The following is a 14,544-nucleotide window of genomic DNA, read 5'->3' on the forward strand; positions in this document are numbered from 1 at the left end:
GGGGTGGAGGTGGGGCCTCCGTGGTGGGCACCGTGTCGGGGTGACGGCTCTGGCGCGGCGGGGGAAGCGGTGTTTTGCCGTCGGCCGGTTGGGCGGCGATCAGCGACGCCACGATCGTGCCGTGGGCGTCACAATCGGCCAGGCCGTCCCCGCCGGCCACCACGTAGTCACCGCCGCCGACAAGGTCGGTCAGCCGCGGATGCGGGCTGACCCCGGTGTCGATGACGGCCACCTTCTGACCCGCACCGCGGCCAAACCGCCACGCCTCGCCCAAATCCAGCATGTCCATGTAGTGCGGCTGCACCCGATAGTCCGTACCCGGCAGCGTGCCCACCTTGGGGCAAAACGCGCCCTGGCGCATCGGCTGATCCGGGCCCGGAGGCCCATCGGGCGGGGTTGCGCCCACATCAATTTGTGGGGGCTCCACTGCGGTAGCCGGCGGGGCAGCCCACAGCCCGGTCAACCCCACCACTGCAACAGCGGACACCGCCGCGCAGGCCTGTTGCGCACGACTCACCGAAGTCACCCCTGCTACCGGTACCGGATCGCGGCCAAGACACCCATCAGCCAAAACGCCAACGGGAAAATGCCGGTCAAACACACATACTCGATCCACTCCACGACTTTGCGGAACGTCGGCGTGTAGAAGCGGTTGGGCACCACCACCCCGGCCACCAGCCCGGCGACGGGCACCGCCACCATCACCGACACCCCCACCAGCAGTGCGGGCATCGTCCACAACCCCAGCACATAGCGCCCGGCCACCCCGATCACCAGCGCGACCGCGGCCAACGCCAGAATCGTCGCCTGCCAGCGGTCGGTGAACGAGCGGCCCCGCAGCAGCACCGCGACCGCCACCAGGCCCGCCAAGACCAGCGGCAGCCAGCGTCGCGGCACGTGCGGATCGCACAACCCGACGCTGCACGCCGCCGCCAAACCCGTTGTCGCAACCAGCAATCCGCTCAGGTAGGAGTGCGCCCGGTCGGTGGCCACCGCGACCTCACGCACCGACTCTGGGCCGGCGAACGTGGCGACTTGCCCGCTGGCCACCGCATGATCGGCCGGCAAATCAGGGCGCGCCTCAAAGATCCAGCGGCCCGAGGCCGAGGGGAACACCGGCAATCGAATCCCGGCCGCCCAGCGCGCCACCGTGGGGGATACATGCATCCCTATCACCGCCATCAGCAGCAGCACTGTCAGCAGGATCGGAGCTGAGGTCACCAGTGTCATGCGCACCAACCCGATCACCGCGCCCGCGGCCGCGGTCACGATCACCGCGGTGCCCAACGCGATATGGCGGCCGGTGAACCGCACCACCAACAGCGCCGCTACCAATACGGTCGCCAAACCCAGCGCGGCGTGCGGGGCGCCCACCGGGCCGGGCACCGCGGCGGCGGCGGCCACGGCCGCCGGTACGCAGCCGGTCAACAGCAGCGTGTCACCAAGACCACGCACCAATACACTGGTCCCGCGGCGCGTCAAGATGATCACCGCCGCCGCGAGCAGCACCGCGGCCAGCGCGCCACCATAGGCGGCTGGCAGCCAGCCGAGGTGCCCGTAACGCCAGCGGGCCAGCAAGACCGTTGCGGCCAACACACCGGCGACCACCATGGCTGCCCCGACTCGGGCCGCCCACACCGGTGTGACTGCCGGCCAGCGCTTACTGAGCTCGGTGGCCACCGCCGAGGTGACATGCTCGACGACATTGATACGTGCCTCGGTGTCCGGGGCGAACCGCAGCCACAGCCGCGTGCCATCGCTGACGCCCTGGGCGGCCAGCGACAACCCCGGTTTGAGCGGGCTGCCATCGACCCAGCACAAGGTCCAACGGCCCCGCGCAGTGGCCGCCAACGGTGATTCCCCCAGCTCAGCAAGGCGCGTGTTGACCAAGTCCACCAACGCCGTCAATTGCACCGACACCGCCGCGGTGGCGTCCAACACCACTCCGATCTTGGTGGCCCCAGCGATGACCGCCACCAAGACCCGGTCGGGCAGAGCCGGACCGGATGCCGCGGTTACAGGGTTGTCGCGTTGCCGTTCGATCGTCACGCGCTTCGCGCCCCCGCAGCGGTGGGGAACCCGTCGGCAAGCTCGGCGGCCAGCTCCAAAAACGCCAACCGGGTGGCTTTACGCAGAGCCAAAAAGTCCAGGGTGTCGGCGTCGCGCAGATGCGGGTCCCACGGGATGGTCTTGACCGAGCGCACCCGAGGCCCCACCGTCTCGGTGATATGGGAGATGAAGGCCTTCGTCGCGCAGTCATGGATGTCGTTGAGCACGATCACCGACCGCTTGAGCAGCTCGTGGCCGTTGCGCGCGGCCAGCCATTCGACTGTCGTCTCGATCGCCAGCCCGCCCTCAGCGTTGCAGGAGCCGATGATCATCAGCGCGTCGGTGTTGGACAGCACGGTTTTGAAGAACTCGGTTTCCACCTCGGCGCCGCAGTCGACCAGTGCCAGTTGGTAAAACCGGCGCGTCAGCGCGACGGTGTCATGAAAGACCTTCTTGTTCAACTCCATTGGGTTGGCCACATTCTGGTTGCCCGGTAACACTTCGAGGCCCTGCTTGTTCTGTCCAGTGAAATGACGGGCTTTGGGATAGTCGACAACCATGTCTTGAGCGGCAAGAAGATCCCCCAGTGAGCTCAGTGCCTTGGGGTCAACGAAGCGGCCCAGCCCGCCGTAGGTGGTGTCGGCGTCGATCGCCAGGACCTGCTGGTTGCGCTCGGCGGCGAACACGGTGCCCACACCGGCGGTCACGCGCGTCTTGCCGACCCCGCCTTTCACCGACACCGCCGCGATCTGGTAGTTGCCGGGAATGTTGGAGGTGACTCGGGCCTTCCAGTCACGGAGCTGGCGCTCGTGAGGGCCAGCGCCCAGATTGATCAGTCCGCCTGTGCAGACGTAAACCGCTTTGCGCCAACCCATGTCAGCCGGATCGCGGCGCCGTTTGACGACTTCTTCGACCTGGACGTGTCTGGTGCGCGGCGCGCCGACACTTTGCAGGTCCGCACGCGGCGCCCACCGTTCGACTGGGTCGACGTTGGGGGGTGTCCACCGCTGCGGGGGCGGCTGACGTTGTTCGAACTGCGGGCGCGGCGGAATCGGGGGCGGCTGGTGTTTGATCGGGCCGCTGGGCGGGGCGAAGTCCGTGCCAGGAGCCCGCGACCAGGGCACCGCATTCGGGTGCCCTGCCGGCGGCGGCGCAGCGAATCCGGGCTGGCCTGGCGCTCCTAACGGGCCCGGCGGCGGGGGCGCCGCGTGCGCGCCTTCGGTGTCGCCGGCTGCTGGTGGCGCCGTGTCCGGCGCTGGCGGCCACCCGGCCTGGGCCGGACCGCCCTCCGCAGACGGCGGTGCGAACTCGTATTTGCCCACCGGCGGCGGTGGCAGCTGCGGTGAGGGCACCTGAGGCGCAGGCGGTGCGGTCGGCTCAGGAAGCCGCAAATCCGACAACGACACCTCCTCGGTGACCTCGTCGGTGGGTGCGGCATGTTCGCGGTGCTGCTCGGGGTTTTCCGGCGGCAGGTAACGCGACATGAAGTCAGAATTGTCAGTCATTTGGTCCCCATCGCTGTGGCGCGTCTGGCGTTTACTACTTCTGATCCTAGGGGCGGAATTCTCGCTATACCACGCCCATACGGTATTTATCGAGAACACTTTGCTGGCACGCCGGTACCGCTTTTGTCAGGCCATTCGTTCGTGACTTGCCCAGGCCCGCACCCCGACGCTATCGAAGACCGTCGTGAGTGCGTGATGCAGTTGGGCCGGGGTGGCCGGGGCGATCGCCAGCCACTCCTGGTGGGTGCCCGGTGGCGGGTTGAGCCGATACAGCGCCACCCGCCCCGAGGCGGTGTCGCGCAGGTTCAGCACCGTTTCGCTCCATACCGTTTCGGTATCCACATGTGCGCGCGCATACGCCAGGGCCTCGGCCTGTGGATCTTCTAGCGCCGCGCCCAGCTCTGCCAGCGCGCCGCCGCGCAGCCCCAGTGAGCGCAGCGCGGCCATCTTGGCCGCGGCCGAGCCGGCGTGCGCATGCGCGCTGACCGCGCTACGCATGTCATCGAGGGGAACGTTGACCGCGCTGATTCGTGCCGGCTCGACCCGGTGCACCGAGTCCAGCGCTTCGACGATCAGGCGTTCTATCCACTCTTGATCAGTGCCGGGACAGTCGTCGATAGTGATCAAAGACCCGGCGCGCACCGCCGAGGCCCAGCGGCCGTCGCGGCGGGCCAACACGATGCGTAGCTGCTCATCTGGTATCGCCCGCCAGGTGCTCGGATCATCCATCACCACCGGGGTGACCACGTTCATCGGGCCGTGGGAGACCAACACCACGATTTCGACGTCGGGGCTGGCAAGTACCGCCATGCGGGCGGCGATATCGGACCGCACCACGGCGCCCTCATCGGCGATTCCCTGGTCGACCAACACCGCCAGACCTGGGTGCGCGGTCAGCCATTGGGTGTCTTGAGCTTGGCCGTAGGGTCGCCCACGCAGCTCGGGGGCAAGTTGGGCGATGCCCAGCATGGCTTGCAACAGCCACAACCCCTCAAGGTTGACGGTGATGTCGGAGCGGGAGGTGGCCGCGGTGGTGTCAGCGGTGGTCATCGACGATCTCCAGGTCGTCTAACGCAAACGTGGCGGCACCGTTGTCGGTGCCGCCACGTGCTTGCCTGTGAATACTGCGGGCTAGGCCCATGAAGACCCGACGGCGCTGTCGGTGCTGTTCATGTTGGACCCGGCGGTCTGGACCTTTTGTCCGTGGGCGTTGGCCTGCTCGTAGATCACCTGAAAGTTGCGGCCCAACTGGGTGATGAACTCCTGGCAGGCCGTCGAGCCGGCGCCACCCCAGAAATCCCCGGCAGCCAGCACATCGCGCACGATCGCTTGGTGCTCGGATTCCAGGGAAGCGGCTTGGGCACGGATCAAAGCGCCGTGGGCATCGACATCACCGAACTGGTAGTTGATCGACATGGCTGAAGTCTCCTTGTGTGAAAGGTGGGTAGGGGCCTGGCAGTTAGCTGCTCAGGATCTGCTGGGAGGCCTGCTCTTGCTGTTCGTAGTTGTTGGCGTCGCGGATCAGCCCGTCGCGCACCCCGTGAAGCATGTTGACGATGTTGCGGAACGCCTGGTTCATCTGCCCCATCGTGTCGTAGGAGGTCGCCTGGGCCTGCCCACTCCAGCCGGCGCCTGCGATGTTCTGCGAGGAGGCCCACATCTTGCGGGCTTCGTCTTCCACGGTCTGGGCGTGCGTTTCGAACCGGCCGGCCATGTCACGCATCGCGTGCGGGTCGGTCATAAAACGGGTGGCCATAATAACGCTCTCCTTAAAGCCTGGGTGATTTAATTCAGTGTTGCTGTAGGGCCAGTCTATTGGCCTGATCTGACGCCCGGCAACGGTCGGCGAAAGCTATTTGTGCGAATTTTTCCTGGCATTGATGCTCTCTTATATGGGCTAGCTTCGGCGCACGACTTTGACCGGCTTTCCATACCGCGGGGCGCCGTCACTATCGTTACCGCGGCCGTGCAAACCTGCCGCCATCGGGGTCCCTCCATACATGCCCGATCCTCCCGTGGTCGCGGGCGCTGCCGCGGCCACCCCGCCACCACCCGAAGCGGCCACCGGGGCGACCGCGCGCGCCGCGCTCGCGGACTCGACCCCACTGCCAGCAGTCCAGGTCGCCGGCACCGATAATCCGCCCAACGAGCCAGCCCCTCCGGCCACGGCCTCGACTTCGGCGGCCGCCCCGCCCAGCCCGGCCAGCCCCGGCCCGCCGGCACCCGTTAAGGCCGCCGAGGTCCCGCCGGCTCCGAACATGCCCGGATTCATGAAACTCATGAACGGGCTCAGCAGCGACTGGAACTGGCCCAGGCCGCCGCCCCCCAGTCCTTGGCTCAGCGGTGAGGCAAGCCCCTGCAGCGCTTGAGGAATGGTGCTGACCAGCTGTGGGCCCATCGACAACATGGTTTCGCCGTCCAAACCGGCAGGCAAGCTACCCGCGCTGCTGGCGAAATTCATCGGCTGCTGCCCGGCGGCGGTACCACCCGATTGCCCCAGCGCGGCAGCTTGGGCTGCCAGCCCGATCGGGTCGGAGTTCGGCAGCGGCGGGGTGAACGGCACCAGCGTGCCGGTGATCCCGGCAGCTTGCCCGGCGAAGCTGTACATCGTCGCGGTGTCTTGTGCCCACATCTGCCCGTAATGGGCTTCGTTGGCCATGATCGCTGGGGTGTTAAAGCCCATGAAGTTGGTGTTGAGCAGCGCCACCAGCTGGGCCCGGTTCTGGGCGATCACCGGCGGGGGCACCACGCCGGCCCGCGCCGCCTCGAACGCATCGGCCGCCCCCGCGGCAGCCAGCGCCGCTGCCTGGCATTGTTCGGCGGTGGCGATCATCCACACCACGTAGGGGGCCGCGGCCAACGCCATCGTCATCGACGACGGACCCAGCCACGCGGTGCTGGTCAGAGCCTCGATCACCGCCTGAAACGCCGCTCCCGCCGACCCGAGCTGCGCCGCTAGCGCCTGCCAGGCCGCCGCCGACTCCATTAGAGACGCCGAACCCAGGCCGACATACATCCGACCGGAGTTGATCTCGGGAGGAACCTCGTAATCCGGCATGGCTACGTGCTACGGACCCGCAGGTCAGACCATCGCGACGGTGTTCAGCGCCTCAGTTGCGGCATAGTCGGCCGAGCTGATGCCCATTGTCGAGACAAACATCGAGTGCACCACCGACCCGATCGCCTGCGTCACCTGATACACCCCGCCGTGCACGCCGAACGCCGCCGCCAACAGCACCGAGGCCGGCTCCGGTGCCGGAGGCACCACACCCATGATGGGAGCTGCGGCCGCGGCGTTGCCCGCCGCTACCGTCGACCCGAGTCCAGACAGCCCGGAGGCGGCCTCATCAATCCCCGCAGGTAACGCTTCGACAAACATGGAACCCTCCCACAACCAACCCGGCCGGACCATTTACCCGGCCTGATGACAAAAGTGTATCGACGCTCGCCGACTTACGCGCGGCCCATCAGCGATCTATCCCACCGCAGTCTCGGCTACTTGCACATAAATTCCCGATTCGCCCGAATCGCCGGTATTCATCAAGAATCCGCGGCCCCGTGGCATGGAATGTCCCTTCCATTTCGCCTTGACGAAACCTTGGTCGGGATCAGAGTCCATCACCAGCAGCGGCTCGGTCGCGTCACGAAGCAGCCTGACGAGCGGATCGCCCATCCCCGACATGAACGGCCCGAACAGCCGGGTATAGATGATGTGCAACCCCACATCAGAGCCCGCCTGGACAAACGGCGCGATCGGGACCAGTGGCGAGTCATATCCCGCGGGCAAGCGCTCCGAATCGTCGATGACCAAAAAAATCTCCGGGCCTTCCCAGTGCCGCTGGCCGATCTGAGCGACCGACACATCATCGCTGGGCATCCGCGGCGCCAAGACCTGCGCCAACTCCTCCATGCGCTGCTTGACCGCCTGCGGTGTGGTAGCGAACCGGTGCACATACTCAGGCCCGAGCACATTGAGCAGCTGGCGGCGCGGATCCACCAGCCACACCTGCGCGGCCGGGCGCCCGGCATCCTGTGCCGCCCCCTCCGCACCCGGGGCGTAGACCCGCCCAATCTCGCGCATCAACGTCGCACAGGTCGTGGTCCGACCACACTTGGCCTGCCCGGTGATCATCAGGTGCTGACCGTCGAAGAACGCCGGATGTTCGGTCTCATTGAGCGCCCACACCATCGTCGAGGCGCTGCGCGGATCCGAGGCCGCCAGCGCGGCCAGCTCGCCCGCCGCCACCCGCTGAGGCAGCCGGCGCACCTTGGGTGCCGCGGTGAACCCTCCGGCCACACGGTTGACCGCTGCGACCACGCTGCGCGAGTCGAACACCTCAGCATCCGTGGACTCCAGCGCGGGGCGCGCCATCAGGGTGTGCAACCCCACCGGCTCCACGCCGGCGCGCTCATAGTTCTGCCCGATCATGCCGCGCCCTGGCCGCGAAGGAACCGCCGCGGCCAAGCGCGGCTTAGCGACCAGCGCCGCGTCGTTGACATCGGCCAGGCGCAGCTCTACCCGGGAGCCGAAGTTGCCGCGCACCATCACCTGCAGGTCGGTGGTCTTGGTGACCGCGACGACCACGTGAATGCCGAACGTCGGCCCCTCCTTGATCAGCCGGTTCACCTGGTTTTCCACCAGTTCGGGATACTCGCTGGCCACCGCCGCATAGTTATCGATCACCACAAACACATCGCCGTGGCCGTCATCGGGCAGCGGACCCGATTCACGACCAGCCTTGCGGCGGCGAAACACCTCCATCGACATCACACCGGTCGCTTCGAAACTGCGCTTGCGCGAGGCCAGCAGCTCCGACATCTCGGCCACCGTGCGGCGCACGCCGTCACCATCGAGCGACATCGCCACCCCACCCACATGCGGCAGGCCGGCCACGCTGCCCAGCGCCGCAGAGGAAAACGCCAAGCAATAGAACTGCACCTGCTCGGGGGTGTGGGTCATGGCGGCCGCGCAAATCAGATTCTGCAGCGCGGTGGTCTTGCCCGCGCCCTGCGCGCCGACGATCGCCACGTTGGCACCCGCGCCCGACACATCGACGGTCAATGGATGCTGGTCATGCTTGAACGGCCGGTCCACCAGCCCGATCGGAAACACCAAATTCGGGGTACGGGCATACTCACTGTCCCAGCGCCGCCCCAAATAGGTGTTCACCAGCTTCTCGATGCTCCACGGCTCATCCAGCGGCGGCTTCCACAACTGGTAGGGCTCAAAATCGATCCGGCGCAGCTGGTCGATGATGATGCGGCCCACCTGCGGGCGCATCAGCGCCGTCACACCGCCCTCGTCATCCTCCCCCTCGGATTGCTGCTCGCTTAGCCCGTCAACCTCATCGACCACCTCATCGGACGTCGCAGAGGTATCAGAGTCATCCGGCAGCGGCAGCGGAGTGAAATCGGTGGTAAACAGCTGCGGCGCAAAGTAACTGACCGCCGCCCCGTCTGACTGCGGGCCGCCAGCGAGGTCCTCGGTACCCGGCTTGCGGTACTCGCGCCACAAGAACTCGCCCTGAAACTTCGTCAAGGTACCGTTTTGCGGGCTGCCCTCCAAGAAATAGCACTGCCCAGAGCCCTTGAGGTTCACCGCGTTCGGCACGCCGATCGCCGAAGCCGCCTGCGCGGTCTTAGTCATCAACGCCAGCCGATATCCCATGTTCTCCAACAGCCGCTCAGCGCGAGTGTCGATCTGCTGGCTGGCCATGTGTAGATGCACCCAATACGCCCGGCCCTGCCGGCAGATCCGGTCCAGCGACTCCTCGATCTCACGACCCATCATCTTGAACAACTCGGCGAACTCGTCGATGACCACCATCAGCACCGGCAACGCCGGCAACACCTGCGCCGCCCCCGACGACAACTGATCCGCACGGATCTTGTTGTACTCGGTCGCATCATCAGCACCGGCCATGTCGCACAAGGCCTTACGCCGCGCGATCTCACCGTCGAGCGCGTCGACGAAGCGGCCCATCAGCCCCTGGTCCTCTTCAAGGTCGGTGATGATCTGCGCCACGTGAGGCACCCCGGCGAAAGGTCGAACACCTGAGCCGCCCTTGAGGTCGGCCAGCATGAACTGCAGATTCTGCGGCGGGTGCCCCAAGCACAGCGACTCGATCAACGCCCGCAACATCATCGTTTTACCCGAACCGGTAGTGCCGGCCATCACCCCGTGCGGACCCTGACCGCCGTGCGCGCCCTCTTTGAGGTCGATGAAAAACAGCTCGTTGTTATCGGCACGGTTACCCAGCGGCACTTTCAACCGCTGCAACGAGTTGATGTCACTGCGCGAAGCCCAAAACTTTTCAAAATCAATATGGGCGGCATCCTCAATGCCGTAGTAGGACAGGATGTCTCGGGCCATCACCCGCTGCCCGGTATCAATTTCGATCGCCTCATAGGCCTCAGCCAGCCGCCAGCGCGACATGCGCTCGGCGAACGTCTCAGCCGCATCGCGGCTGACCTGATCTGCATAGGCAAAAAACTGCGGCTCATTGCCCTGGGCATCCCAGGTCACCGGGTCTCGCGGCACCGCCGAAACCACCCCGTTGTCCCCGATATGCAGCACGCGGCGCGGATCACGGCACGCCGGAACCCGACTCGAGCCGCGCACGTCAAAAAACGTCAACCCATTGACCCCTTCGGAACTCCCGAAACGATCCCAGCCCACCTCGGTGTCGCACACAATTACGGTGTGCGGCAACGGGTTAATCGGTTCCTTCGACGCCCCCAGGCGAGCCCTAAAGTCCCCGCGCGCCCGTAACCCCAGCGCCTCGGACTGCGCGGCCAAGAAATCGTTAACCGACCCATACACCATCCGCACCGGCCCCGCACCATCCTCGAGGAGGGCATCGCCGGCGTGCGGCAACCACTTGACCCAATCCCACTCAGCCGCATCCGCGGTGACCACCACCAGCCGCAAATGATCAGGCCCGTGGAAAAACACCAACTGGCACAATATCGCGCGCATCAACCCCAGCACCCGCTCGCGTGGGCCGCGCAGCTCATAGCCAGGCTCGACCATCAGTGACACCAGTGCGGGCACCCCGTAGGCCACCGTCTGGTACTGCATGAACTCCTGCAGCACTTTTCCGGTCACTGGCTCGAGCTCGATATCGGTCGGCGCGTCTTGTGGTTCGGCGAACACCGCGGCGTGCGACTCCACCAAGTCAGTCATGCCCCGCCCCACCCGGGCCACCCCGAACCAGGCATCACCGCCGTTGGGCTTGCGCTCCCACATCCGCACACTGCCCACGCTGGCTTCCAGCGTGTCCGGTGCCGGGTGATACCAGCGGTAGTTCTCATCGAGCCGGTCAGCCAACTCCGAGGTGGTTCCCCGCAACTCGTCCATGATCATGCAAAACCGCGCCCGCAGCGCATCCAGTTTCGAGCGCGACATCTCCTGCGAGCCACCGCGTCCACCGAACAGCATCGCCATCAGACCGCCCACCATTACGACCGGGAACAATGAGCCTCCCCCGGTGAACGTGCGTGCCCCGCTGGCGAACGACACCCAGACCATCGCCCCCACCAGACCCATCAGCCCGACGATCAACACCACCGACCACAGCGGTTTGCTCTGCGGCGGCGGCACTTTCAGCGGCGTCGGCAACTCAATGGTCTCTGGCCGAAACGGCGGCGCCTCAGCAGTCTCTTTGCGGGCAAACCCATGTTTCATGACTTGGGGACCTCCAGTTCGGCCGGGTTGGCGTCGACAGGCAAGGTGTTGTGGCGCACCAGCGCATCAGCGCGCGACAGTGCCGGCCCAGCGGCCAGCAGCCGCAGCGCCAGCCACGGTGCCGGGTTGGGAGTGTGTTTCTTCAGGCCCAGCGCGTTCATGGTGTCCTCTTCGCGCGGAACCCCGAATCGCACACCGGATTCGGAAATCCACCACAACGACTCCAGCGTGCTCGCTGAGGGCGAATTGCCGGTGGATACCACATAATTGGCGTATTCCGGACCCAGATAGACGCGGTCGGCCTGCATCTGGGTGCCGGGTGTTTTCACCAAATCGACCACCTTGTCCGCCTGGTCCTCGGCCACCGGGATGGTCGGGCCAGCGATCACCGACGTGGTCGCCATCGACTCCCCGTCCACCTTCTCCCAATGCCAGCAGGCGGCCGCGTTGAGCTGGCTGTCCACCACGTGCGGGGGCGCGGCCGGAAACGCCGACAAGTCCAGCGTCTGCACCACCGGCAGCTTGGCCAACACCGGCCCGGCCACCACCGGCATCGCCGCCCCCGCGGGACCGGCGTTTTGCAGCACCTGAGCCACCACCGGCGAGACCGGCTGCACGCCGTCGGCGAGCACCACCGAGTAGGCGGTCTGACCACCCACCTGAGGAGTCGACACCACCGTCCCGATCGGACCCGGCGCCCCGGCGAACCGCGCCGGTAACCCCGCACCCGCGATCACCGGCACCGACAACTCCGGGCCCACCGGAATAGCATCAAACAGCGCCCGGCTCATCGGGCGAGACCCCGACACCGCGTCCTCACCCAATCCCAACGCCAACAGCACCGCGCGGGCACCCTGGTTGATCAACGAACGCCGGCCGTCGCGGATCAACCACACCGCGTCCCCATAGCGGCGCACCAGCGCATCATCAGCACTCAACACGTGGCGGCGCGGACCCAACTCCGGCTGGCCGTCAATGACGGTCACCGTCACCGGTTCTGGCGCTGCCGCCCCGAACGCCTTGGTGATCTCATCGCACACCAGCCACGACGAGCGGCCCGGCGAGGTCACCGCCATATCTTGCGGAGCGCCGGCAATACCGACCAGGGGGCCGCGCGGGTGTGCCTCGATCTCACTGCGCCGCACCCGAACCGGGGTCGACGCCTCCCCGACGATCAGCCGCGCCGAGGATAAATTCAGCGCCGGATACAGCTTGTCCCCGACGCGCACATACAGGGCACCGGAGTCCTGATCGGCCACAATCCGCGCCTGCCCCGCCGACCCGGCCGGGCGAATCAACGACCAGAACAAGGCCCCCAGACACAGCACCGCGGTGATCGTTACGCCCGCCAACAACGACATCGACTGTCGCCGGCCCGGCTCGGCTTCCATCCGAACCCGCCGCCGCGTCATCGCCAACACCGCCCGGCGGGCAAAAAACATGTGCCCCGACACCTGCACCCGTGTCGACAACCCCAGGCCGCGCCCGCGCCACCGCGACTCGTCGCCCTTGCCCGCTCCCGGTTCAACCACCGTCACATACCTACCTGTCGTCGATTACGCCACCAGCTCGCGACCGCACAGAGCGCCCAGAAATCGTTACCCGACAATGCGTTTCACCACCACACGGCCATGTGGAAAGTTCGAATATTGGACATGTCCACCCGGGGTGGGCGCCTCGATCACTTTCGTCGAGGACACGGCGAGCTGCACATGCTCAGGCCCCCTGCTCGAGAAGTTGGAAAACACCAAGTCACCGGCGCGCACATCAGCGCGATCTACCAGCGTGCCGTGGTGAATCATGTCGTAAGTCATGCGCGGCAAGTGCACCCCGGCGTGAGCGTAGGAGTCCATGACCAGGCCCGAGCAGTCATAGGTGCGGGGCCCGACCGCACCCCACACGTAGGGGTCCCCCAATTTCGTCTCGGCGTACTGCACCGCGCGCAGCGCCGTCCCGCTACCGCGACCGTCACCGGCCAGCACGGATTCGCGCTCACTGCCGCCCTGCTGACCCCCGGCGCCGCCGCGGGTCAGGCTGCTCATCAACGTCGCAGGTATCCCCGAGGCAACCCCACCGAGCCCGCTCAAGCCGCTCAGCCCGCCCCCGCCGCCGCCGGCGCCGCCCATCAAGCCACCCAGCCCCGAAAGCGGCATGCCGCCCACGCCCGGTGAACCCATCCCGCGATAGCCCGCGGCCAGCTGCCGCAGCCGCAGCGCCAACAACCGGTTTTGCGCCGTGGTCTGATCCAACTGGCGCTGCATCGCCTCCAAATGCTGATCCATCGTGGCCATGATCAGCCGCGCACCCGCCGGAGAACCACCCAACCCTGCCGTGGCCGCCCCCACCGCGCGGGCCTGATCGCGAATCACCCCCGAGGCGGCCCGCCCCTGCACACCGACCGCACCCCCTGCATCGACGGTCTCCCCCGAGTTCGTATCAAACCCGGCCGCGGTCACGTGCGCGCGCTGGTAGGTGCCCCCGGCCGCTGTCGCGCCACCAGTCAAGCTGCTATCTCCGCCAGCCGGAGCGGCCGGCACCGGACCCCGGTCACCACCGGCGGCGAACACCTGGCCCCCCGCAGCGCCATGCCCGGCAGGAAACAACCCGTGACCACGAGTCAGCAGCCGGTCCACCCCAGCCACAAACGCCGCAACACTCACCCACCAAAATTAACCCGGCCAAATCCCCCCGGCCACAGCCAAGCGCGCCCAGTTAGTAGCCGTGGTGGATATTCCAGTTGGCCTGCCCCACTTTGGCCTTCTGGTTATGCCCGTCATGGGCGACCCCATAGCGAGCCATCTGATAGTTCATCGACGCGCACGCATTGGCCACCGGATCCCAAATGTGGTTCGAGGTACCCCGCTGGTGGTACCGGGCGAACGTATCCGGCATCACCTGCCACGGACCCCGTGTCGCATGCAAAGGACCCCCGTCGACCTGGCGGGCCCCATGCGCGTTGGTATCAGACAAATTGATCGCGTTGGCCCGATAACTGGATTCATGGTCGGCGATGGTGGTCATACCTTCCATCCAGTTCGCCCGAGCCCGCGGGTCAGTGATCCCCATGCGATCCAGCGCTTCTTCCAAGTAGCGGCGCATCGCGCCGCGCCCACTAGCCCACACGCCTTTGCCTTCAAAAGAGACCTCCGACAACGGGATAGCGCCGCGATCCACGCCGGCAGCGCCCAGCGCTTCACGTCCGCTGGGTTCAGCCGCGCTCCATTGCGCCGACCGGCGCCCACCCATCCCGTGCCCCACCAGCGAGGCCGGAAGTGACGCCAGCCCGCTCAAGCCGCTCAGCCC

Annotated in this window: 12 protein-coding genes; all 12 read right to left on the reverse strand. The window is 66.6% G+C overall.

Annotated elements, in window-relative coordinates; translation table 11 throughout:
* On the reverse strand, positions 1-517 hold a 517-nt coding region (locus tag BST44_RS27410), incomplete at its 3' end, for a S8 family serine peptidase (protein ID WP_439330759.1).
* A 14-nt stretch (positions 518-531) separates the two neighbouring features.
* Entirely contained in the window at positions 532-2,049 is a 1,518-nt protein-coding gene (gene eccD / locus BST44_RS27415) for a type VII secretion integral membrane protein EccD (protein WP_082147688.1), read from the reverse strand.
* Positions 2,046-3,554 (reverse strand): MinD/ParA family ATP-binding protein, encoded by a 1,509-nt coding sequence (locus tag BST44_RS27420; protein ID WP_047324164.1) that lies wholly within the window; start codon positions 3,552-3,554, stop codon positions 2,046-2,048. Before BST44_RS27420 ends, eccD begins: the two co-directional genes overlap by 4 nt.
* A 126-nt stretch (positions 3,555-3,680) precedes the next feature.
* Positions 3,681-4,604, reverse strand: a complete 924-nt coding sequence (locus tag BST44_RS27425) for an ESX secretion-associated protein EspG (RefSeq protein ID WP_047324163.1) — start codon at positions 4,602-4,604, stop codon at positions 3,681-3,683.
* A gap of 81 nt (positions 4,605-4,685) precedes the next feature.
* Positions 4,686-4,970, reverse strand: a complete 285-nt coding sequence (locus tag BST44_RS27430) for a WXG100 family type VII secretion target (protein WP_047324162.1) — start codon at positions 4,968-4,970, stop codon at positions 4,686-4,688.
* A gap of 43 nt (positions 4,971-5,013) precedes the next feature.
* The gene (locus BST44_RS27435; RefSeq protein WP_047324161.1) at positions 5,014-5,310 is read right to left on the reverse strand and encodes a WXG100 family type VII secretion target; all 297 of its coding nucleotides are present in this window, start codon (positions 5,308-5,310) and stop codon (positions 5,014-5,016) included.
* Positions 5,311-5,451: 141 nt separating this feature from the next.
* Positions 5,452-6,612 carry a PPE family protein gene (locus BST44_RS27440; protein WP_047324160.1) on the reverse strand — a complete coding sequence of 387 codons (1,161 nt, stop codon included), beginning with the start codon at positions 6,610-6,612 and terminating at the stop codon, positions 5,452-5,454.
* Between the two features lie 24 nt (positions 6,613-6,636).
* Positions 6,637-6,933 carry a PE family protein gene (locus tag BST44_RS27445; RefSeq protein WP_047324169.1) on the reverse strand — a complete coding sequence of 99 codons (297 nt, stop codon included), beginning with the start codon at positions 6,931-6,933 and terminating at the stop codon, positions 6,637-6,639.
* Positions 6,934-7,029: 96 nt separating this feature from the next.
* On the reverse strand, positions 7,030-11,241 hold the full coding sequence (gene eccCa / locus BST44_RS27450; protein WP_047324159.1) for a type VII secretion protein EccCa: 4,212 nt from the start codon (positions 11,239-11,241) through the stop codon (positions 7,030-7,032).
* On the reverse strand, positions 11,238-12,779 hold the full coding sequence (gene eccB, locus BST44_RS27455) for a type VII secretion protein EccB (RefSeq protein WP_082147687.1): 1,542 nt from the start codon (positions 12,777-12,779) through the stop codon (positions 11,238-11,240). The genes eccCa and eccB overlap by 4 nt, the downstream gene beginning before the upstream one ends.
* A 60-nt stretch (positions 12,780-12,839) precedes the next feature.
* Positions 12,840-13,745: a C40 family peptidase gene (locus BST44_RS27460; protein WP_139315451.1), complete on the reverse strand. Its 906-nt coding sequence runs from the start codon at positions 13,743-13,745 to the stop codon at positions 12,840-12,842.
* 208 nt (positions 13,746-13,953) lie between these two features.
* A complete protein-coding gene (locus BST44_RS27465; RefSeq protein ID WP_244184969.1) occupies positions 13,954-14,541 on the reverse strand; it encodes a transglycosylase SLT domain-containing protein in 588 nt (195 codons plus the stop codon).
* Positions 14,542-14,544: the final 3 nt, after the last annotated feature.

The sequence above is a fragment of the Mycobacterium scrofulaceum genome (assembly GCF_002086735.1).
Classification (GTDB): Bacteria; Actinomycetota; Actinomycetes; order Mycobacteriales; family Mycobacteriaceae; genus Mycobacterium; species Mycobacterium scrofulaceum.